This is a genomic window from Serratia sp. GW822-FHT06D09 (assembly GCF_058799515.1).
Map to the genome: position 1 here is coordinate 33,573 of NZ_JBXALO010000008.1, position 23,177 is coordinate 56,749.

At 56.2% G+C, this 23,177-nt stretch carries 16 protein-coding genes; 4 read left to right on the forward strand and 12 right to left on the reverse strand.

Going from position 1 to position 23,177, the window contains the following annotated elements; genetic code table 11:
- Window positions 1-19: 19 nt before the first annotated feature.
- The 8 genes from rseP to rpsB all read right to left on the reverse strand — a co-directional run bounded on the left by rseP (window position 20) and on the right by rpsB (window position 8,037).
- Entirely contained in the window at window positions 20-1,375 is a 1,356-nt protein-coding gene (gene rseP / locus AC1RKG_RS18480; protein WP_130016976.1) for a sigma E protease regulator RseP, read from the reverse strand.
- A gap of 28 nt (window positions 1,376-1,403) precedes the next feature.
- The gene (gene cdsA / locus AC1RKG_RS18485; protein ID WP_116691861.1) at window positions 1,404-2,252 is read right to left on the reverse strand and encodes a phosphatidate cytidylyltransferase; all 849 of its coding nucleotides are present in this window, start codon (window positions 2,250-2,252) and stop codon (window positions 1,404-1,406) included.
- A 9-nt stretch (window positions 2,253-2,261) separates the two neighbouring features.
- A complete protein-coding gene (gene ispU / locus AC1RKG_RS18490) occupies window positions 2,262-3,020 on the reverse strand; it encodes a (2E,6E)-farnesyl-diphosphate-specific ditrans,polycis-undecaprenyl-diphosphate synthase (protein ID WP_020828361.1) in 759 nt (252 codons plus the stop codon).
- Window positions 3,021-3,298: 278 nt separating this feature from the next.
- Window positions 3,299-4,495 carry a 1-deoxy-D-xylulose-5-phosphate reductoisomerase gene (gene ispC / locus AC1RKG_RS18495; RefSeq protein WP_128865126.1) on the reverse strand — a complete coding sequence of 399 codons (1,197 nt, stop codon included), beginning with the start codon at window positions 4,493-4,495 and terminating at the stop codon, window positions 3,299-3,301.
- A gap of 157 nt (window positions 4,496-4,652) precedes the next feature.
- Window positions 4,653-5,210, reverse strand: a complete 558-nt coding sequence (frr, locus tag AC1RKG_RS18500) for a ribosome recycling factor (RefSeq protein WP_020828363.1) — start codon at window positions 5,208-5,210, stop codon at window positions 4,653-4,655.
- 123 nt (window positions 5,211-5,333) lie between these two features.
- Window positions 5,334-6,059 carry a UMP kinase gene (gene pyrH, locus AC1RKG_RS18505; protein ID WP_004952223.1) on the reverse strand — a complete coding sequence of 242 codons (726 nt, stop codon included), beginning with the start codon at window positions 6,057-6,059 and terminating at the stop codon, window positions 5,334-5,336.
- A 272-nt stretch (window positions 6,060-6,331) separates the two neighbouring features.
- Complete coding sequence (tsf, locus tag AC1RKG_RS18510; RefSeq protein WP_020828364.1) at window positions 6,332-7,183, reverse strand: translation elongation factor Ts; 852 nt, start codon at window positions 7,181-7,183, stop codon at window positions 6,332-6,334.
- 128 nt (window positions 7,184-7,311) lie between these two features.
- Complete coding sequence (rpsB, locus tag AC1RKG_RS18515; RefSeq protein WP_020828365.1) at window positions 7,312-8,037, reverse strand: 30S ribosomal protein S2; 726 nt, start codon at window positions 8,035-8,037, stop codon at window positions 7,312-7,314.
- 360 nt (window positions 8,038-8,397) lie between these two features.
- Here rpsB and map point away from each other — a divergent pair, with 360 nt between their 5' ends.
- The 4 genes from map (at window position 8,398) to AC1RKG_RS18535 (ending at window position 13,331) form a co-directional block, all read left to right on the forward strand.
- Entirely contained in the window at window positions 8,398-9,192 is a 795-nt protein-coding gene (gene map, locus AC1RKG_RS18520) for a type I methionyl aminopeptidase (RefSeq protein WP_020828366.1), read from the forward strand.
- Window positions 9,193-9,266: 74 nt separating this feature from the next.
- Window positions 9,267-11,945, forward strand: a complete 2,679-nt coding sequence (gene glnD / locus AC1RKG_RS18525) for a bifunctional uridylyltransferase/uridylyl-removing protein GlnD (RefSeq protein WP_176984336.1) — start codon at window positions 9,267-9,269, stop codon at window positions 11,943-11,945.
- A 43-nt stretch (window positions 11,946-11,988) separates the two neighbouring features.
- Window positions 11,989-12,813, forward strand: a complete 825-nt coding sequence (gene dapD, locus AC1RKG_RS18530; protein WP_020828368.1) for a 2,3,4,5-tetrahydropyridine-2,6-dicarboxylate N-succinyltransferase — start codon at window positions 11,989-11,991, stop codon at window positions 12,811-12,813.
- Window positions 12,814-12,941: 128 nt separating this feature from the next.
- Complete coding sequence (locus AC1RKG_RS18535) at window positions 12,942-13,331, forward strand: DUF3461 family protein (protein ID WP_006318690.1); 390 nt, start codon at window positions 12,942-12,944, stop codon at window positions 13,329-13,331.
- A 95-nt stretch (window positions 13,332-13,426) separates the two neighbouring features.
- On the opposite strand, the gene AC1RKG_RS18540 is transcribed toward AC1RKG_RS18535, so the two are convergent.
- From AC1RKG_RS18540 to AC1RKG_RS18555, 4 genes are read right to left on the reverse strand one after another with little or no spacing between them, the layout of a single operon-like run.
- The gene (locus tag AC1RKG_RS18540; protein ID WP_020828369.1) at window positions 13,427-13,876 is read right to left on the reverse strand and encodes a flavodoxin; all 450 of its coding nucleotides are present in this window, start codon (window positions 13,874-13,876) and stop codon (window positions 13,427-13,429) included.
- A gap of 33 nt (window positions 13,877-13,909) precedes the next feature.
- On the reverse strand, window positions 13,910-14,680 hold the full coding sequence (gene truC / locus AC1RKG_RS18545; RefSeq protein WP_020828370.1) for a tRNA pseudouridine(65) synthase TruC: 771 nt from the start codon (window positions 14,678-14,680) through the stop codon (window positions 13,910-13,912).
- 60 nt (window positions 14,681-14,740) lie between these two features.
- Window positions 14,741-17,089 carry a penicillin-binding protein 1C gene (gene pbpC / locus AC1RKG_RS18550; protein WP_493183563.1) on the reverse strand — a complete coding sequence of 783 codons (2,349 nt, stop codon included), beginning with the start codon at window positions 17,087-17,089 and terminating at the stop codon, window positions 14,741-14,743.
- 53 nt (window positions 17,090-17,142) lie between these two features.
- Complete coding sequence (locus AC1RKG_RS18555; RefSeq protein ID WP_493183564.1) at window positions 17,143-23,124, reverse strand: alpha-2-macroglobulin; 5,982 nt, start codon at window positions 23,122-23,124, stop codon at window positions 17,143-17,145.
- Window positions 23,125-23,177 lie beyond the last annotated feature (53 nt).

Here is a 23,177-nt window from a genome sequence, read left to right on the forward strand (position 1 = left end):
TCCTAACCTATCCCCGCCCCTAAAGGCGAGAAAAATCATTGAAAAGTGCAAGACCCATTAAAAGCACCAACACGATCGAACCTATGCGGTAACTGTAGTCCTGTACTCGCTCGGAAACCGGCCCACCCTTCAGCTTTTCTATCGCCAGGAAGAGGAGATGCCCACCATCTAACACCGGTAATGGGAACAGGTTGATGATACCCAGGTTGACACTGATCAACGCCAGGAACATCAGATAATACACTAACCCGACCCCGGCTGACGCCCCTGCTCCCTGTGCAATCGAAATCGGGCCACTCAGGTTGTTCAGCTTTACATCACCGGTTATTAATTTACCCAGCATTTTGACCGTGAGGCTCATTAGCTGCCAGGTCTTGTCCCCAGCCTGATACAGCGCTGGGAAAGGTCCATACTGGCGAATCGTTTTATACTCGTCCGGCAGCGGCAGCACTTTCGGAATGATGCCGGCGAAACCCACCGATTTGTCTTTTCCCACCGGCTTTGTATCCGGTATCAGCGTCAAAGACAAGGGGGCGCCGTTTCTTTCAATCTCTAAAACCAGCGGTTGCCCAGGGCCGTTGTGGATCCGTTTAACCAACGTTTGCCAACGACCCAATAGCTGACCGTCGACTTTAACGATCCTGTCCCCCGCTTGTAAACCCGCCTTTTGTGCCGCCGACCCCGGCTGCACTTCGGCAAGGACAGATTCTATCTGTGGGCCGCGCGGAATAATACCCAACGCCACCACGGGATCCTGTTTGTCCGGCTCGAAATTCCACTGGCGCAAATCCAGGGTTTTAGTCACCACCTGAGAAGAGCCAAACGGCGCGATACCCACTTCGGTTTCCGCGTCGCCGATCTTCGCCACCAGCGCCAGACGAACTGATTCCCAATCAGGCGTTTCGATACCGTCAACGGACTTAAGTTCCATTCCAGGCGAAATTTCAGCGTGAGCAGCAATCGACTGTGGCGATATTTCACCAATCACAGGACGGAAGCTGGGAACGCCGATAATAAATACCAGCCAGTAAGCAAGAATAGCAAACAGGAAGTTGGCGATAGGGCCGGCACTGACGATAGCGGCGCGTTGCCACACGGTTTTGTTGTTAAATGCCTGATGGCGGAATTCCGGTGCAACCGAATCAACCCGCTCATCGAGCATCTTCACGTAACCGCCCAGAGGGATCAGGGCAATCACGTACTCCGTCCCCTGACGGTCAGTACGGCGCCATAAGGCGCGGCCAAAGCCGATGGAAAAGCGTTCTACACGGACGCCGCAGCGACGGGCTACCCAAAAGTGCCCGAACTCGTGCACGGTGATCAAAACACCGAGTGCAATAAGAAATGCGACTAAGTTCCAGAGCACGCTACCCATAATCCCTTCACTCCCCGTCGTTGACGGATTAAAACACTAACAGCATCAGGCAGGCAAATACAGGCACTGCTGCGGTCAGGCTGTCGATACGATCCAGTATACCGCCATGACCCGGTATCAAATGACCACTGTCTTTGATACCCGCTTCGCGTTTGAACATGCTCTCGGTAAGATCACCCAGCACGGAAGCCAGTGCGGCAATCACCGAACAAATCAGTAAGGTGGTCGGCACGATATTCAACGGGGCGTAACGGCCAAACAACCAGGATATCAGGGCCGAGGTAATCAAACCACCAATGAGCCCTTCCCAAGTTTTCCCCGGAGAAACTTTTGGCGCCAGCTTATGCTTGCCGAACAGCTTGCCGAACATGTAGGCGCCGGAATCCGCGCCCCAAACCAGCAACATCACATACAGCAGCCACCAGGAGCCGGTGAAGTGGTTTTGTTCATAGCCGAACTGACGCAACGACAGCATGCCCCAGAAGAACGGAACTATGGTCAGCAAACCAAAAATCAGACGTATTGGACGCGAATTACGCCACAGCGCGGCAGACCCCGGATAAAACAGCACCAGCAGCAGCGCCGCCAACCACCAGACCAGTGACAGCCACAGTGGCCCGCCTACCTGAGGCAGGTGAACCGACTGGTGGTAGGCCGGAATGCTGAGCATCATCAGCGCCAGCAGGAAGCCGCACAATATCGCCAGCCAGATGCGCTGCGAGCGGGAGGTAAAACCGGCCAGTTGGCCCCACTCCCAGGCTGCCAGCATGCACACAACCAGCGTTACCAGGGCAAAGCCCACCGGCGGCAGCAAGAACAACGCCGCGATAACAATCGGGATTAAAATCAGAGCCGTTATGAGGCGATACTTCAGCAAAAGTTCCCCCTAGGACGCATTGGCGCCGATAGGTGTTGTTCCCCCGAAGCGACGCTCGCGTTGTGCAAATGCATTCAGCGCACCTTCAAAGACAAGTTCATCAAAATCAGGCCAGAGTACATCAGTAAAGTAAAGTTCGGCATAAGCAATTTGCCACAGTAAGAAGTTACTGATGCGGTGTTCACCGCCCGTGCGGATCACCAGATCCACCGGTGACAGATCGCTCATGCAGACCCGCTCACCCAGTAATTCTTCGCTAATTTGATCCGGACGCAGCGAACCGTCCTTCACCTGCTCAGCCAGTTCCCTTACTCCCTGAATAATATCCCAACGGCCGCCATAGTTGGCAGCAATGTTGAGCGTCAGGCCATCGTTATTTTCAGTCAGTTGCTCAGAGCGACGGATCCGCTCTTGCAAACGCGCGCTGAAACGGCTGATATCGCCGATCACCCGCAGTCTGACGTTATGTTTATGCAGGCTTTTTACTTCGCTGTCCAAGGCTCGGACGAAAAGCTCCATGAGGGCGGAGACTTCCTGCACCGGACGGTTCCAGTTCTCGCTGCTGAAGGCATAAAGCGTGAGCGCATCTAAATGGTTGTTGGCGGCAAAACTGACCGCGCGACGAACCGATTTCACCCCTGCTTTATGACCGAAGACACGTAACTTACCCTGACGTTTAGCCCAGCGCCCGTTACCGTCCATGATAATGGCAACATGCCGTGGCCCCAGAGTGGACGGATTAGCCTCTTGTTGATTTGCGGACGACATAACTCGTACTTATTTCCTCAATAGAAATACAACTGCCCTTCCGGAACATCAGGCCCTTACGCGCAAAAAAAGCCGTGTGCCCGACACGGCTTTTCAGTCTGCCCGGAGACAGTCGGTAATTTCCGCAGCTCCGTTGGCGTTCGAGATATCAATCGGGCCAGAATTCAACGGTATAACCGCTGACAAGTGGCGCAGACTATATCACCTCAGCCGGGCCTGAACAAACGGCCCCACTGCGGCACGCGTAATTTGCGAACAAAATAAGATAAATGCCGTTATCAGTTACGCAGTGATTTAACCAACCCAACTGCAACCTCACGTGCCTGGCGATCTATTTCTAAGACCGCATCAATGCAGGACGGTTCCTGCAGGGATAGCCGTTCGACCACTTTTTGGTTCACCGCCGCAATATCGGTAAAGCGAATCTGCTTCTGCAGGAACGCCGCCACGGCCACTTCGTTAGCCGCATTCAGTGCGGTGGTTGCCGCCTGCCCGGCGTCAAAGGCCTCGATGGCCAGATACAGGCAGGGATAACGTTCCCGTTCAGGTTCGGCAAAGGTCAGCGAGCCGATGCGACAAAAATCCAACGCTTCCACGCCAGAACTGACCCGCTGCGGGTAAGCCATAGCATGGGCGATCGGCGTGCGCATATCCGGCGTGCCCAACTGGGCCAGTACGCTGCCATCGGTGTAGCGCACCATCGAGTGGATCACCGACTGCGGATGCAGAATCACTTCCATTTGTTCAGCCGAGGCGTTAAACAGCCAGCGGGCCTCAATATATTCCAGTCCTTTGTTCATCATGGTGGCGGAATCCACCGAGATCTTGCGCCCCATCGACCAATTGGGATGGGCACAGGCCTGATCCGGCGTCATCGTGGCAAACTGTTCCAGTGGCGTGGTGCGGAACGGGCCGCCGGAACCGGTGAGCACGATGCGCGACACACCATGACTGTCTAATGAAGAGTATCCCAACTGACGCTGAATGCTCTCAGGCAAACTCTGAAAAATCGCGTTATGCTCGCTGTCCAGCGGCAGCAACTGCGTCTGACTTTTTTGCACCGCGTCCATAAACAGGCGCCCACAGGTCACCAGCGACTCTTTGTTCGCCAGCAGCACCTGCTTGCCTGCGCGAATTGCCGCCAGCGTTGGTAGCAACCCGGCAGCGCCGACGATGGCGGCGGTGACCTGATCAACGTCATCCAACGCCGCCAGTTCACAAGCGGCCTGCTCGCCCGCCATCACCTCGGTGGCAACGCCATTTTCCGCCAGCAGGATGCGCAATTCACGCGCTGCGCCTTCGTCTGCCATCGCGGCATAGGTCGGACGAAACTCCATGCACTGCTGCGCCATAACCGCTACGTTGTGGCCGGCAACCAGCGCTTTAATCGCAAAACGGTCGGGGTTTTCCCTGACCACGGCCAGGGTACTGGTCCCCACTGAGCCGGTGGAGCCAAGAATAGTCAGTTGCTTCATGAGCTCACTCTGAATAACTGTCTGATGAGATCGGAGGTGCTCCAGTGTGTAACCTTCGCCACCGCTTGTCCATGATCAATCAGCACGATGAAACGGGATCTGCGCCACAAAAAACAAAGCGCCGCCCAGGCGACGCTTTTTTTCTGCGCGATGCTGATTAGAATTCCATCAGCTCTTTTTCTTTGTCCGCCAGCGCGGCATCGAGCAGCTTGATGTAGGCGTCGGTCATTTTCTGAATGTCGTCCTGAGAACGACGATCTTCGTCTTCGCTGATTTCTTTGTCTTTCAGCAACGCCTTCACTTTGTCGTTGGCGTCACGGCGCACGTTACGTACGGCAACACGGCCCTGCTCGGCTTCACCGCGCACCACTTTGATCAGGTCTTTACGGCGCTCTTCGGTCAACGGAGGCAGCGGAACACGGATCACGCTGCCGGCTGAGCTTGGGTTCAGGCCCAGATCAGACGCCATGATGGCCTTTTCTACCGCTGAACCCAGGGAGCGATCAAACAGGTTGATTGCCAGGGTACGGGAGTCTTCTACGGTCACGTTAGCCAACTGACGCAGCGGCGTTGCAGAACCATAGTATTCCACCATGATGCCGTCCAGGATGCTTGGAGAAGCACGGCCGGTACGGATTTTGCTGATTTGGTTTTTGAATGCTTCTACGCTTTTTTCCATGCGTGAATCAGCATCTTTTCTGATTTCATTAATCACGTTGCAAACCCTTGGAAGCTGGAGACTTGGCAGGCCATACCACAGTATAGCCCGTGAATTTTACTCAAGGAGAGCGCATAACGCACCACGTTACCCGCTCCCGCTAAATTGGGCAGAACAGCCTTATTTGCTGATCAGCGTGCCTTCGTTCTCACCCATCACCACCCGGCGCAACGCACCTGGCTTGTTCATGTTGAATACGCGAATCGGCAGACCGTGATCGCGGGCCAGCGTAAACGCCGCCAGATCCATCACTTTCAGCTCGCGCTCCAGTACATCTTGATAGGTGATATGTTCGTACAGCGTTGCATCCGGATTTTTAACCGGATCAGCGGAGTATACACCATCCACTTTAGTCGCTTTCAATACCACGTCCGCTTCGATCTCGATCCCGCGCAGACACGCAGCAGAATCGGTGGTGAAGAACGGGTTGCCGGTACCGGCGGAGAAGATCACCACGCGGTTATTACGCAGCAGGCTGATCGCCTCGGCCCAGCTGTAGTTGTCGCACACGCCGTTCAACGGAATGGCTGACATCAGGCGGGCGTTCACATAGGCACGGTGCAGTGCATCACGCATAGCCAGGCCGTTCATCACGGTAGCCAGCATTCCCATGTGGTCGCCCACTACGCGGTTCATGCCGGCCTGCGCCAGGCCCGCGCCGCGGAACAGGTTACCGCCGCCAATAACTACACCGACCTGAATTCCCAGTTCGACCAGCTCTTTAACTTCCTGAGCCATGCGATCCAAAACGCTAGCGTCGATACCAAAACCTTCTGCGCCTTGCAGGGCTTCGCCACTCAGTTTGAGCAGAATACGCTGATATACGGGTTTTGCATTGGTTGCCATGGTGTTCTGTCCTAAGAAGCAGTATTAGTATTGGGGATTTCAGCCGATGAAGTGCGCCTGTGATGAGTATCATGCCACAGGGCCTGCCACCGGTGTAATTCTGGCTGGATAAAATGGAACCGCCTGACGGCGGCTCCATTATACCCTTCATCTTTCACGTTGCCGCTGCGTTGGCTGCCTTCACTTACCCCAGTCACCTGGTGAACCAGGCTCCTGGGAGTTCGCTCAGTTGCCGCCTTGCCGCACCGCGAAATCTATCGGGTATACAGTCATTAAGACTGCTTGCTCATTGCAGCAACTTCAGCAGCAAAGTCATTTGCCGCTTTTTCGATGCCTTCGCCCACTTCGAAGCGGATGAAGTTAACGACGTCAGCGTTGTGCTCTTTCAGCACCTGGCCAACGGTTTTGCTTGGTTCGATAACGAAAGGCTGACCGGTCAGAGAAACTTCGCCGGTGAATTTCTTCATGCGGCCTTCAACCATTTTCTCAGCGATTTCTTTCGGCTTGCCAGACTGCATGGCGATGTCCAGCTGAACCTGGTACTCTTTTTCTACCACTTCAGCAGACACATCTTCAGGCTTAACGAATTCTGGCTTGCTCGCCGCAACGTGCATGGCGATTTGCTTAACCAGCTCTTCGTCAGCGCCTTTAGCCGCGATCAGAACGCCGATACGTGCGCCGTGCAGGTAGCTGCCCAGCACTTCGCCTTCCAGGGAAGCCACGCGACGGATGTTGATGTTTTCACCGATTTTGGCAACCAGCGCTACACGTTCTTCTTCGAACTGTGCTTTCAACACTTCAACGTCAGTGATTTTGCCTGCAACAGCAGCGTCCAGCACTTTGTCAGCGAATGCCTGGAAACCGGCATCTTTAGCAACGAAGTCAGTCTGGCAGTTTACTTCCAGGATCACGCCGTAGTTGCCTTCGATCTTGGTTTTGATCACGCCGTCAGCAGCTACGTTGCCTGCTTTTTTCGCCGCTTTGATCGCGCCAGATTTACGCATGTTTTCGATTGCCAGCTCGATGTCGCCGTTAGATTCGACCAGAGCTTTTTTGCAATCCATCATGCCAGCGCCAGTACGCTCGCGCAGTTCTTTTACCAGAGCAGCGGTAATATCAGCCATTTCTTTTTCCTCGGTTATCTCACGTAGAGACAGTTCTCATTCAGATAAGCAAAGGGGGCCAATAAAGGCCCCCCTAACCAACATATTCAATACCTGGTTAATAAGGGCTCAGTGACGAGCTTGCCTTATTATTCAGCTTCTACGAAGCTTTCTTCCGCTTGAACGGCCAGATCTTGAGAACGACCTTCACGGACGGCGGCAGCAACGGCAGTCAGGTACAATTTGATTGCACGGATTGCATCGTCGTTACCAGGGATGATGAAGTCAACGCCGTCTGGATCGGAGTTGGTATCAACGATAGAGAATACCGGGATACCCAGGTTGTTGGCTTCTTTGATCGCGATGTGTTCGTGATCGGCATCGATAACGAACAGAGCGTCAGGCAGACCACCCATGTCTTTGATACCACCCAGGGAGTTTTCCAGCTTGGCCAGTTCGCGAGTACGCATCAGCGCCTCTTTCTTGGTCAGCTTGTCGAAGGTGCCATCTTGAGACTGGATTTCCAGATCTTTCAAACGTTTGATTGACTGACGAACGGTTTTCCAGTTAGTCAGCATGCCGCCCAACCAGCGATGGTTCACGAAGAACTGATCGCAGGTGTTAGCATATTCTTTTACCGCTTCGCTTGCTGCGCGCTTAGTACCAACGAACAGGATCTTACCTTTACGGGAAGAGATCTTGGTCAGTTCAGCCAGTGCTGCGTTGGCCATTGGTACAGTTTTTTCCAGGTTGATGATGTGAACCTTGTTACGTGCGCCGAAGATGAAAGGCTTCATTTTCGGATTCCAGTAACGGGTCTGGTGACCAAAGTGTACACCAGCCTGGAGCATGTCGCGCATGGAAACAGTTGCCATGATTAAACCTCTATAGAGTGAGTTGGGGTTATGCCTCCACGTATCCCATAACGCCGACCCTGGCGGTGATAAATCACCTCAGGGCACCCCGGCGGATGTGCCGATACGTGTGTGTTATTTACACAATGTGAGTGCAGTTAAAGTATTTTCGGCCTTTCCCGTCCTTATCGCAAGGACCAAGACGCGGATCTGCCGGCGCGCTTTATACCATAAACCCACCCCGGACACCAACTTTTGTTGCCACAGTCGTCATCGTCGAGAAATCAAATTTGGCAGCCTCAGGCCGGACTGATACCATAAGAGACTGCTTCTTATATTTCTTTCTGTTGTCGGCGAGCACGACACCTGCGGACGAATTTCATGGCAATCTCAATTAAAACACCTGATGACATCCAAAAAATGCGCGTGGCCGGCCGTCTGGCTGCCGAAGTGCTGGAAATCATCGAGCCGCACGTCAAGCCTGGCGTGACCACCGGCGAACTCGATCGTATCTGTCACGACCATATCACCAACAAGCAGCAGGCGATTTCCGCCTGTCTGGGCTACCACGGTTTCCCGAAATCCGTGTGCATCTCGGTTAATGAAGTGGTCTGCCACGGCATTCCGAGCGATGACAAGGTTCTGAAGGACGGCGATATCGTGAATATCGACGTTACCGTGATCAAAGAGGGTTTCCACGGTGACACATCCAAGATGTTCATCGTCGGCAAACCGACCATTCTGGGCGAGCGTCTGTGCCGCATCACGCAGGAAAGCCTTTATCTGTCGCTGAAAATGGTGAAGCCTGGCATCCGCCTGCGCACGCTGGGCAAAGAGATCCAGAAATTCGTTGAAGCCGAAAACTTTTCCGTGGTGCGCGAATACTGTGGCCACGGCATTGGCGAAGTGTTCCACGAAGAACCGCAGGTGCTGCACTATGATGCCGACGACGGCGGTGTGGTACTGCAACCCGGTATGGCCTTCACCATCGAGCCAATGGTCAATGCCGGTGATTACCGCATCCGTACCATGAAAGACGGCTGGACGGTAAAAACTAAGGATCGCAGCTTGTCGGCGCAGTATGAGCATACTATTGTGGTCACAGATAACGGCTGCGAGATAATGACGTTGCGCAAGGATGACACCATCCCCAACATCATTACGCACGAGATGTAAGCGCCGCGGCGTATTGCCGCGATGCATGATGTCACAGGCCGGCTTTTGCCGGCCTTTTTTATGGGCTGCGTACTATGTCTGAAAACTTTCGCCAACAAGACACCTCGGTCATTCCACGACAGGCCGTGCCGGAGCAGCCTGAATATCCCAACGCCTATGGCGATGAGGAGCTCAACTGCGTCGCGCTGAAACAGCGCCTCGAACAGTTCCAACTGTGGCTGGCAGAAGCGTTCAATGCCGGCTCCAGCGCCGAAAGCCTGGTCGCCGCCCGCAGCGACTTTATCGATCGCCTGCTGCGTCGCCTGTGGGTGTTTTACGGTTTCGAAGATATTCCGGAAACCGCTTTGGTGGCGGTCGGCGGTTATGGCCGTGGCGAATTGCACCCGCTTTCGGACATTGACGTGCTGGTGCTGAGCCAGCGCCGGTTGAATGAACAGCAATCCCAGCGCGTGGGGGAATTTATCACCCTGCTGTGGGATCTTAAGCTGGAAGTGGGCCACAGCGTACGTACGCTCGAGGAGTGCCTGCTGGAGGGTCTGGCAGATCTGACCGTCGCCACCAACCTGATTGAATCACGCATGATCTGCGGCGATGTGGCCTTGTTCCTGCAAATGCAAAAGCACATTTTCAGCGACGGCTTCTGGCCCTCCCCCCAATTTTTCCACGCCAAGTTGGTCGAACAGCAAGAGCGCCACCAACGCTACCACGGCACCAGCTACAATCTGGAGCCGGACATCAAGAGCAGCCCCGGTGGCCTGCGGGACATTCACACCCTGCTGTGGGTAGCGCGCCGTCACTTCGGCGCCACTTCGCTGGACGAAATGGTCGGCTTTGGTTTTCTGACCCAGGCCGAACGCAACGAACTTAACGAATGCCAAAGCTTCCTGTGGCGCATTCGCTTCGCGCTGCATCTGGTGTTGCCCCGCTACGATAACCGACTGCTGTTCGATCGCCAGCTTAACGTGGCGCAGTTGCTGCGTTATGAGGGGGAAGGCAACGAACCGGTCGAGCGCATGATGAAAGATTTTTATCGCATGACCCGCCGCGTCGGCGAACTGAACCACATGCTGCTGCAGCTGTTCGATGAGGCGATTCTGGCCCTGGACGCCACGGAAAAACCCCGGCCGTTGAACGAAGATTTTCAACTGCGTGGCGACCTGATCGACCTGCGTGACGAAACGCTGTTTATTCGTCAGCCGGAATCGATCATGCGGATGTTCTACCTGATGGTGCGCAACCGCGAAATCAAAGGCATTTACTCCACCACCGTCCGCCAGTTGCGTCATGCGCGCCGCCATCTGAAACAGCCGCTGTGCACCATTGCGGAAGCACGCGATCTGTTTATGGCCATCCTGCGTCACCCAGGTGCCGTTTCGCGGGCGCTGGTGCCGATGCACCGCCACAGCGTACTGTGGGCCTATATGCCGCAGTGGGGCAAAATTGTCGGGCAAATGCAGTTCGACCTGTTTCATGCCTACACCGTCGACGAACACACCGTTCGCGTCCTGCAAAAACTGGAAAGCTTTGCCGATGCCGAAACGCGGCCACGTCACCCGCTGTGCGTTGAGCTGTATCCGCGCCTGCCGAACCCTGAACTTCTGCTGCTGGCGGCGCTGTTCCACGATATCGCCAAAGGCCGCGGCGGCGACCACTCGATCCTCGGCGCGCAGGACGCGTTGGAGTTCGCCGAGCTGCACGGTTTGAATTCCCGTGAGTCTCAACTGGTGGCCTGGCTGGTTCGCTGCCATTTACTGATGTCGGTCACCGCCCAACGGCGCGACATTCAGGATCCGACGGTGATTCAGCAGTTTAGCGCCGAAGTGCAGAGTGAAACCCGCCTGCGTTATCTGGTTTGCCTGACCGTAGCGGACATCTGCGCCACCAACGAGACCCTGTGGAACAGCTGGAAACAGAGCCTGTTGCGTGAGCTCTATTTCGCCACCGAAAAACAGCTGCGCCGCGGCATGCAGAACAGCCCTGATTTGCGCGAACGCGTGCGTCACCACCGCCTGCAAGCGCTGGCGCTGCTGCGCATGGACAATATCGACGAAGAAGCGCTGCACCGTATCTGGAGCCGCTGTCGTGCCGATTACTTCCTGCGCCATTCGCCGAACCAATTGGCCTGGCACGCACGCCATCTGCTGGCCCATGACTCCACCCAGCCTCTGGTGCTGGTCAGCCGCCAGGCGACGCGCGGCGGCACCGAGATTTTCATCTGGAGTCCGGATCGCCCATACCTGTTTGCCGCCGTGGCCGGCGAGATGGATCGTCGCAACCTGAGCGTGCACGACGCACAGATCTTCACCAATCGCGACGGCATGGCGATGGATACCTTTATCGTACTGGAGCCGGATGGCAGCCCGCTGGCGCAGGACCGCCATGCGGCGATCCGCCACGCGTTGGTACAGGCCATTACCCAGCGGGAATATCAGCCGCCGCGCGTGCGCAGGCCGTCCTCCAAGCTGCGTCATTTCAGCGTGCCGACCGAAGTCAGCTTCCTGCCAACCCATACCGACCGCCGCAGCTATCTGGAACTGACCGCGCTCGATCAGCCAGGCCTGCTGGCCCGGGTAGGCGAAGTGTTCGCCGATCTCGGTTTGTCACTGCATGGCGCGCGCATCTCCACCATTGGCGAGCGGGTTGAGGATTTATTTATTCTGGCCGACAGCGATCGACGCGCCCTTAACCCGGAAACGCGCAGAAAGTTGGAACAACGGTTGACAGAGGCCCTCAATCCAAACGATAAATTGTGATACAAGTAACCTTTTCGTAGACAACATCAGGACAGAGAACAGCATGCAGCAATTACAAAACGTTATTGAAAACGCCTTCGAGCGCCGCGCGGAAATCACCCCGGCGAACGTAGACACCGTAACGCGCGAAGCGGTAAACCAGGTGATCGGCCTGCTGGACAGCGGCGCCCTGCGCGTTGCCGAGAAGATTGACGGTCAGTGGGTAACGCATCAGTGGCTGAAAAAGGCCGTGCTGCTTTCTTTCCGCATCAATGACAACAAAGTGATGGACGGTGCAGAAACCCGTTATTACGACAAAGTGCCAATGAAATTCGCCGATTACGACGAAGCGCGCTTCCAGAAAGAAGGCTTCCGCGTAGTGCCACCGGCGACCGTTCGCCAGGGCGCATTCATCGCCCGCAACACGGTTCTGATGCCATCCTATGTAAACATCGGCGCTTACGTTGACGAAGGCAGCATGGTGGATACCTGGGCTACCGTCGGCTCTTGCGCGCAAATCGGCAAGAACGTTCACCTGTCCGGCGGCGTCGGCATCGGTGGCGTACTGGAGCCTCTGCAGGCCAACCCGACCATCATTGAAGACAACTGCTTCATCGGTGCGCGTTCAGAAGTGGTTGAAGGCGTGATCGTAGAAGAAGGTTCCGTAATTTCCATGGGCGTATACCTGGGCCAGAGCACCCGCATTTACGACCGCGAAACCGGTGAAGTGCACTACGGCCGCGTGCCTGCCGGCTCGGTGGTGGTTTCCGGTAACCTGCCGTCCAAAGATGGCTCTTACAGCCTGTACTGCGCAGTGATCGTCAAAAAAGTCGATGCCAAGACGCGCGGCAAAGTCGGCATTAATGAGTTATTGCGCACCATCGACTAAATTAAGATAGCGGGTGAATCACCCGCTATTTTTTTGTCTTCATTACGTGAGCAGTCACAGTCTCTGGCGTGGTTATTCGCCATAATCCCAGACCGTGGAATAAAGTCTATTTATAAGGTGGCGCTATTATGTATGACAACCTGAAAAGCTTAGGAATCAATCAACCGGAAGATGTCGATCGCTATAGCCTGCGTCAGGAGGCCAATAACGACATTCTTAAGATTTATTTCCGCAAGGATAAAGGCGAGTTCTTTGCCAAAAGCGTGAAGTTCAAATACCCGCGCCAACGCAAGACCGTGGTTGCGGACAATGCCGGCCAGGGTTACAAAGAAATCCACGAAATTAACCCGAACCTGCGTTACGTGATTGATGAGCTGGATCAGCTGTGCCAGCGGGACCAGGTTGAAGTGGATCTGAAACGCAAAATTCTTGATGACCTGCGTCATCTGGAAGGCGTGGTTTCCCACAAGATTGCCGAGATCGAATCCGATCTGGAAAAACTGACCCGCGGTAAGTAAGGGTTCAGCGAACTGGATCTACTGGACTTCATTTTTACCCTATGAATTTCAAGTTGCAGCTAACAACGCTGCAACTTGAAAGGCAACGGGTAATTCTATTTCAGCAATGTGGCCCACTGCTCGACCCACGGGCAGGAAACCACTTCCGGCTCCGGCTGTTCCATCGCATCGATTTCCAACACCTCACCTACGCGAGTTGCTCCTTGCTCCTGCAGCAATGCATCAAATGCGCGCCCTGCACCGCAGAAGTTATCGTAGCTGCTGTCACCCAACGCGATCAGTCCGTAACGCAGCTCTGGCTGGTAGCCGACCCGATCGCGAATAGCATGGAACAGCGGTGCAATGCTGTCCGGCAAATCGCCCTGACCGGTGGTGGAGGTAATTACCAACGCGTAATGCTGACGGTAAAACTGCCAGGCTTCAAGCGTGCCCTCCTCGAACAGTTTGACCTCATGCCCCTGTTCGCTGAGGATATTTTCCGCTTCTTCCGCCACCAGCAGTGAGTTACCGTAAACCGTTCCCACGAAGATTCCAACCTGAGCCATTGCTCCTACTCCCTTAAATACCTTTAGAAATGATCAGTTATCCTGACCGCTAGCTGAAGGAAACTCAACCCTGGCAAGCTCAGGGATACTCTCCGCCCAGCCAAACTGTGACATAACGCCCTGCCAGGACTCGTCCCAGCGAGCGGAAATCTGCAGCGGCTCACCGGTCACCGGGTGATTCAGCTGCAGGTGACTGGCGTGAAGCATCAGGCGTGAACAGCCGAAATGCTCCGCCATGCCGCGGTTCTGACGCAGATCGCCGTGCTTGCTGTCACCGATGATGGGATGGCGGATATGCACCATATGGCGCCGCAGCTGGTGCTTGCGGCCATGCTCCGGTTTCAGTTCAACCAGGCTGTAGCGCGCGCTGTCGTAACGGCCAATCGCCACCGGCATCTCTGCCTGCGCCAGCGGCCGATAATGGGTGACTGCCGGCTGCGGACCTTTGTCCGCCGAGGCAAACTTGTCGGCAATTTTGTCCAGCTCTTCCGTCAACGGGTAATCGAGGGTATCGCCTTCCAGCACGTAACCGCGGACCACCGCATGGTAGGTTTTCTGCATCTGATGCTGTTCAAGCTGCTGCGACAACAGCCGCGCCACCTCGCTGGACAGCGCCATCAGCAATACCCCGGATGTAGGACGATCAAGGCGATGCACGGTAAACACGTGCTGGCCAATCTGATCGCGCACGGTCTGCATCACAAACCGGGTTTCATGGCGATCCAGCCAGCTGCGGTGCACCAGCCAACCGGACGGCTTGTTCACCGCCACCAGGTGCTCATCCTGATACAAAACCTCAATCACAATCTCTTTTCCTACGTAAAAGCCCAGATTCCGGCGCGAGTATACAGCAGTGCGTCAGGGCTAGTTAACCCATTCGATGGTCACCAGACGACTATCGGCCCGGCCGCGATCGTCCACCGCCCGAATGCGGTACTGCCCATTGTTGATCGGCCGCCAGTCGATAGCCTTTTTGCTGGCGCTGCTACCGAGATAGATATCGTCAACAAACCAGTACACCGTTTTGCTGTCGGCATCGGTCACTGCGTTGAAGGCAATTTTATCGCGTCCCTGCTGCGATTGCCGCAGGGTATAGGTGGTGTTCTTAAGCGGCGAGGTGATGCGCGGCGCATTACCCCCGACGGCAATACCGTTGTCCTTACAGCGATTTATCGGCGGCGAACGCTTAGGCAACCCGGCCTGAGCGAACACGTTGGCCAGATCGGAAGGCCAGAACTCAAACACCTCAGTGCGGGTTTGTGCCTGGTCATAGGGCGGACAGGCCACCTCACCGCTGTGAATATCCAGCACCACCGGCCGATAAACGCTGTCGACCTTGATCGGTGACTTGCCGGGAATAAACCAAGTTTTGCCCTTTTGCTGGCACCAGGGGGTGGGTAAATCGCCGCTGGCCAGACAAATATCCACCCGCCGCAGCCGCTTCGGAAATGGCTTTCGGGGCTCCCGCAGCGTGGGATAGCTGGCATGCACACTGTCGATAATATTGAAGAATAACGGAGCCGCTGCATCGGCGCCCACCAGGGCATTATTGCCGCGACTGTCGAAGTTCCCCTCCCACACCACCAGAACATAGGGCCCGAAAATCCCTACGCTCCAGGCATCGCGAAATCCCCATGAAGTCCCGGTTTTCCAATAGACCGGCAGCGACGATGAACGCTGCGCCAAGGTATCTCCCGGCCGTCGGTGTTGACGCAGCATATCCAGCGTAATAAAACTGGCCTCTTCGCTGAGCAAGCGCACCGCCGGCGTCTCCGCATCGCTACTCAGCATGCGTAACGGACGCAATGCGCCGCGATTCGCCAACAGAGCATAGAGCTTCGCCAGTTCCTGAGCGGTAACCTCACCGCCCCCCAATACCAGCGACAAGCCATAGTGATTCTCGCTGGCCATATTCTCAACGCCGGTCAGGCGCAGGAACTGATAGAACGTCGGCTGCCGCAGTTGCGACGCCACGTACACAGCGGGAATATTGCGGCTAAAATTCAGCGCATCGGTGGCGGTTACCGGCCCAAGAAAACGCCGGTCAAAATTCTCCGGCGCGTAGGCACCAAATGAGGAAGGTACATCTTTCAGGATGGTCATCGGATGCAGCACGCCTTGCTCCATGCCCAGGGCATAGATAAAGGGCTTCAGGGTCGAACCGGGCGAACGCTTGGCATGGGTCCCGTTCACCTGCCCTTGGATCTGGCGGTTGTAATAGTCTGCTGACCCCACCAGCGCCCTGACCCCCATATCGCGGCTGTCCACCAGCAGCACTGCAGCATTGTGGATCCCACGGCTCTGATTACGGACGATAAAGGCATTTACCTGGCGTTCGACCAAACGTTGCAGCCCCACGTCCAGCGTGGTGTCGACGCGGCTATTACGCTGCACCAGCTGCTGAGTCTGCTGACGCAGTTGCTCGATAAAGTGTGGTGCAATATAGGGCATCTGCTCGGGTTGACGCAGCGCTAGCGGGAGCCGAAACAGGGCCTGTTGGCTGCTGTCGGTCGCGTAGACTTGCTGCCAGCGCTGGAACAAGCGGTCGCGCGCCTGCGTCAGGGCAACACCCAGCACGCCCGTTTTCGGTTCCAGACGGTAACTGGGTGACTGCGGCAATACGGCCAGGGTTAACGCTTCCGGCAGAGTCAGGTCTCGCGGTGGCTTGGCGAAGTAGATCAGGCTGGCGGCACCGATGCTTTCGATATTGCGACCGTAAGGAGCGTAGTTCAGGTAGGCTTCCAAAATATCGTGCTTGGAGTAGCTCAGTTCTAGCTGTATCGCACGCGCCACTTGCAGCAGTTTGCCACCCGGCGTACGGGTGTTGAGATGCCAGCGCATGCGCGCCAGTTGCATGCTGATGGTCGAACCGCCCTGCATCCTGCCACCGGAAACATAGCTGCGCCAGAAGCCGCGCGCCAGGCTAACGGGGTTAAAACCGGGGTTGTAGTAAAACCACCGATCCTCATGCAGCAACAGACCACGCACCGCCAAAGGTGAAATATCCTCCAGCGGAGTCCATAGCCGGTAACGATCGTCGTTGGCCAGCGTGATGCGCATCAGCGTACCTTGGCGATCATAGTAGGTGGAGGACAGCGGTAATTCTTGCGCCAACGGCGGGTGGGGCCATAACCGAATGGCACCCAGCACCAGCGCGAGCAGAAAGACCGCCATCAGGCTATTCTGCAGCCAGGGTGTTTTCAGGATTTTCATCGGATCTCAACGCGCTGGCGTCGGGCGGATATCCGCCCGACGCCAGTCACGGCTTATTTATTTTCCGCCGGCACCACCACCAGTTTACCGCTGCCGACCGACATGGCCTGTACTTCACGGTCATACATGGCTTCGCCATAGGCCGGTGGGATAATAAAGCTGCCGGTATTGGTCGCTTTGATCTGGTAAACGAACTCCTGTACGTCGGTGCTGGCACTGCCGTAAATGATCACCCGATCTTCACGAATGTCGCTGTAATCCGGCGCCCAGCTGGATCCTGAAGCCGCCAGCGGTGACTGCCAACCGCTGCTTGGCGCTTCCGCTTCGCTGTCCTCGTCAGCAGCAGGTTCCGGCGGCGTTTGCTGCACCACTTCGAACCCGCCCGGCAACAGATCGACGATCGCCAGATTGCTCAGCCCCTCTTTAGCGTTAGCACGGATTTTCAGATGTACATTGACCTTCTGGCCCAGCGTTACCTGCGTGACCGGCTTACCCTGCTCATCGGTGTAATCGCGGGTGATTTCCAGCCCGCGTGCCAGGGCTTTCTGTGGCGCAGCAAGGTCATAACCGGCCTGCGTCACCGAGTACCAGGCCGGCGCATCACCGCTGTTGGTAAAACGGACAGCGGCGGCATCAGCGGTAAACTGCCCTTTGGCAAACAGCCCCTGCAGCTCGGCTATCCGCTGTGGTGCTGCATTGCCGCCTTTACCAATCTGCGTAATGTCCAGCGAACCCGCGTTGGCTGACTGCGCCACCTGGGCCGAATAGCTCTCCAGCGCCAGTATGCTCATCGCGGAAGAGTAGGTGGTGTAGCGCTCTTCTTTCAGCGCCTTCACCATGTTCTCCAACACCTGCGGCGGAATCGATGCCACCTTTTCCGGGAAATGGCGGGTAATCAAATACAGCCGCGTCGCATCCTGCACCAGCGGATCAAAGTAATTCTGCGTCCACCAGGCGCTGTCATAGGCTTTGCTCAACTGCTGCCAGCTTGGCTGCAATAGTGCGGCTGCCTCGTCATCCATCTTCAGCAATTGATAAGACGATGCCAGATACAGCGCGCTCAGATCGGTTTTCCAACTGTCCGGATAGCGTTTTTGCAGCGTATCCTGCACCATTGCCAGCGCATTGGTGGTCACCTCGCCTTGCCGCGTCAGCAGATAGATAGCCCAGCTGCGCAAACGCAGCCGATACAGGTCATCAAAGCCGCTGGCCGCCAATTCACGCAGTGCGCCGTTGGCCTCCTCAAGCATCCCCTCCGGCAGCGCATACCCGGCTTGTTTCGCTTCCAGCAGATACTGGACCACATACGGCGTAACGAAAGGATCGGCATCCGGCGATGACCGCCAGGCGCCAATGGCCCCGCTGTCATTCTGACGAGAACGCAACACGCCGAGCAGGTTGCGTAGCTGTTTGCTAACCTCGGACTGGCTCAGGCCCCCCGCCATTTCCGGATGACGGCTCTGCAGGATCAGCGGAATGGAGCGGCTGACGATCTGCTCGGAACAGTAGTAAGGGTAGTCTGCCAGGTATTGAGCCAGCCCGTTGGTCAGCACCAGCGGTGAATGGGAAACCGCCGCCTGACGCTGCGCATAGGCGTCAAACATCTGACGCAGGCCTTCGACGTTTTGGCTGCCGCCGCTCATCCGCCCCATTACCGTTTGGGTGCGATACGGCATAGCCGGCCGCACCGAGGTGCTGACCGTGCGGCGGCTGCTCTTGTCGCCATAGCTGGCGTCAAACACCAAAGGCGCATCCCCCAGCGCAGACTTGGCACGCAGGCGGAAGTTAACCACACCCTCGCGTTTTTCCGCCAGTGACAGGCCTTGCACGGCGTTGCCAACCACATCCAACTGAGGAGGCGGCGTCAAGTGCACGCTTACCGCCACCGGTTGACCGTTCAATCCTTCGAGGTTGTTACTGACGCCCACGCTGACGTCAAACTCATCGCCCGGTGCCACCATCGCCGGTACGTTTGGCGTCATGATGAAGTTGTCCCGCACCGTCGCGGCGGTTTGCGCCTTGCCGATCTTGTCCGGCGTGACCGAGATAGCCATGACCCGGATTTTACCGTTGAAGTAATCCGGCACCGGATAGACGAACGCCTTCTCGCCGTTCACCTCGGTGATACCTGACCAGTAAGCGACCGGCTTATCACGCTTGCGTTTGAACGGGTTCAGGTTGAGATCCAAACCTTCCCCCGCATCGCCGCCCGGGGCCGCCGTCAGCGCCATCAGCTTGCTGAACTCCGGCAGGATCAGGTCAAGAATTTGCGAGCTGGTAACGCTCAGTTCACGCTTGCTGAAGAAGAACTCCAGCGGATCTTTTAAGCGGTAGCGAGCCACCTGCAGGATCCCTTCATCGACGGCGAACAACGCCACCTGCTGCGGGCCATCGGTTTTCACCGTCATGGTCAGATCTTCGCCTGGCTTAATCACCGTTGGTGCTGTCACTTCCAGCCCATTCTGCCGTGCGCGGGTGCTGATTTTGAATGGCATAACGCCGTAACTCAGCGGGCTCATAAAGATTTCGCTGGAGTTGACGTCGCGCACAAACTGCACGTTGATATAGCCGTTGCCCTCCATGCTGGCTGGCAGGCGGATTTTTTGTACCGAACTAGTGGTATCGCTATGGAACCACTGCCAGGCGTAAACGTGATCTTTCTCGATGGTGATCAGACCGCTGCCGGTGTAAGGCGCGTTGATCGACACCTCTATTTCTTCGCCAGGTTGATATTCCGCCTGGTTCAGCTTCAATTTCAGTTCCGCATTGCGATCCAGCGAACGACTAAGGTTGGCATTCCCGGCCACGCTGTAGGCTACGCGATTGAGCACCTTGCCCTGCGCATCTTCAATCACCAACACAAAATCGCCCGGCTTGTCGGTCGCCAGCCGCAGATCATTCCCCTGTTCACTCAGTGCCAACGGCTGCTCCGACAGCGTCACTTCCTTCATTTTCGATTGATATTTGTAAACGCCGGAATCCTGCTTGGTCAGCACGGAAATGAATTTCTGTTCGATCAGCACCAGCTTCAGATCCGCCAGGGCAATCTGTTTGAGCGACGGATCTACGGCAATCACATTTAGATGACGCGCCGCATCGCGGTTAATATAGCCAAGATCCCCATCCGCCTTCACGCCGACAAGATAATCATAAGGCGATACCAGGGTTCTGGCGGTAGCCGCCACCGAACGCCCGCCGCCTGCGGCAAAGGCTTCCGACAACAGCTGCAACTGATAAGTGGCGTCGGCATAACCTTTGAGATCCAGCGGGATGTTAGCCGCGCCCTGCTCGTCGGTAGTGCGCTCTTCCAACTCGGTTTCGAAGCCGTCGCTGTTTTGCCGGTTTTCGTAGAAGGCGTAGTCCGGGAAGCGATCAAAGCTCGGATACATGGGGCGCAGCGTCAACCTGGAAGTGACACGACGATCTTGCGCCGGCGTGCCAAACAGGTTCTGCACGTCAATATTGGCTTTCAATTCAGAAGGTTTCACCCAGCCCTGTTGCCGGTTTGGCGTCAGCTCCAGCTTCACCTTCAACTGATCCGGCTCAAACTCTTTCACATTGACGGAGGTATGACCAAGCAGCGTTGAGGTGTCGTGGTTTTTCCCCACCAGATACAGATAGACGTTCCACTCGCCGGTGGGTGAATTCTCATCGGTGGTGTAGCTCAGCTCGTTGAACCCACTGGCGCCCAACGTCAGTGGCACCGTGGTCATCAGCTTATCGCGCGGATCGCGGATTTCAGCACGTACCGGCACGCCGGCCAGCCCCACGCTCCAATCAGCAGCACGGGTGATCAGGCCAACATTAAAGGTATCTCCCGGCCGGTAAACGCCCCGATCGGAGAACAGATAGCTACTGAGCGCACGCGGATCGGTCGGGGTCTGCTCACCGGCAATGTCGAAGCGCGAGAAATCCAACCCGCGATCGTTATAGCTGCCGGTAGGCAAGAAGGAAACATCGCCCTCCTTTTCCACCAGGAACATCACCGGCTGGCGTTCATTGGTGTAAACATCAAGCGCCGGGAAGCGCACGTGGCCGTTGGTATCGGTGATTTGACTGAGCAAGGTTACGCCGTTTTTCGCGATCACCGACACTTTCGCGCTGCCGACCGGTGCGCCGCTGTGAATCGATTGGACAAATACATCGCGCGTTTTGTCCTGGGAGCTTTTGGCGACGATGCCCAGATCGGTTACTACCACAAAACGTGAATCGCCGACCCCAGCTTGATCGCCGCTTTCTTCCTCAGACTCATCCGCTCCTGCCTCTTCCTCCGCCGGCTTCTTGTTCGGCTGCCATTCGGACAGCGTCAGCAGGAAAACGCCGCGGTGAGAATCAGGATTGGTGGACAAGTAGCGGGAAAGATCGATGCCCTGATAATTCACCACGCCCGGCTGGTCATTATTGAGCGCGGTCTGGTATTTAAAATGCTCGGTAAAATATTCGTCATCCAGCCGGTTAAACTCGGCGGAAGAGTATTCCCTGCTTTTGAAAGAAACGATGTGCTGCAATTGGCTTGGGATCACCCGTTTGATATCCAGGCGCAGGCCCGCCACGTTGCGCGCGGCAACGCTGATCTGCTTATCGCCGTTGACCGACAGGAGCGACCCTTGCGACATGAACTGCAGAGATTTCGGGAACTCCGGCACTTCAATCACCCGGTAGGCCTTTTTCGGCATTTTGTAACCGCCGTTGGAGACCAGCTGATTGTCGATCTCAAGCAGCATGAAGCGATGTGCCGGGGCATCGAATTTGAAGCTGAACTGTGGCTGGTAGCTCTCTTCAGCTTCGTTGAGCGTCAGAGTCAGCGGCGTGGACTGCGCCAGCACATTCTTGGCGACGCTGTCGGTATCCCACTGATAAAAATCATTCGGGTCTTTAGCGGCTTCAGCATCGCTGGGATCGTGCTGTGGCAGCAACCAGGCCTTGGTCGCGCGCACCAGCTCTTTATCCTTGACGGCGTCGCTGAAAGCGACGATCAGGGCCCGCTGCCCCTTGGCACCCTCGGCGTCGACCACCTGGGCGCTGGCATCGCTCAGCGCCAGGCTGTACAGCGTCGGCACCGTGACCCGGTTGCTTTTCACCTCGTCGATGGCGTTGGCGGGCACCGTCGCTTTGATGCCCTTGCCGACGGTCAGGTGCACCACACCGCCCTGATCCAGCGCCTGCAGCGGCTCTGAGTGGATCCAGGCGTTGAGTTTTTTCTCATCGTAGACCAGCGAGAAGTTAAGCTTTTTCTCCGACTTGGCGTTGCCTTCCTTCAATCCCAGCGAGACCTGTTTTTCAAAGCTGGTGACGTCCAACGGCGCATTGAACTTCAGATTAAAGATAGCGCTGCGCTTCTTCGGATCCTGCGGGTCCTGGTAATACTCGGCCTGCCCCAGTTGGAAATTAAAAGCGGGCACGTTAAAGGTGTAACGGGTATTGGCGAGCTTGATCTGCGGGGCCAGCAACGTGGCAGGATCGAGGTTAACCTGGTATTGCGTGCCCATCGGCAGCGGTTTTTTCGGCGTAAAGACCAGGGTTGAGGCGTCGTTCCAGATCCACTGGCCCTCGGCCTGCGGCTTAAGCGTCACGCCTCTGGTCACCGCTTTACCAACGTCGGTCAAAGGTGCCGCCGAGTGACTGAACGTCAGGCTTAGCTTCTGCGGTGTCGGCTTCTGAACCGCGTAGTTTATCGCTTCAGGGCCAGCGGCCTGTACGTCGGTTTGCTGATACACCATGGGTGCCGGTTCGATCGGTTGCGGTCGGTTCAGCCACCAGTGCCAGCCGTAGACAGCGCCACCGGCGATACACAACAAAACCAGCAACGCCAGACTGATGGCTTTCGGGTATTTGTTTACGCCGCTTTCCAGCCGCAAAAACGCCCGTTTCACACCGCCGGACAGCGCAGTCCACCAGGCAGGCGCACTCCAGGCAAGATTACCGATCAGCGGCCTGAATAACCGGCCCAGTAACGCCAGGCTCAGTGCCAGCAGGCGAAATGCGCCCTTGATTAACGTAAAAGGCAGACGAAGGATAAACTTTAATAAATCCATTATTGCAGCACCTTATAATCCTTTGCAGATCCCCGGATAAACGGCCAAGGTTT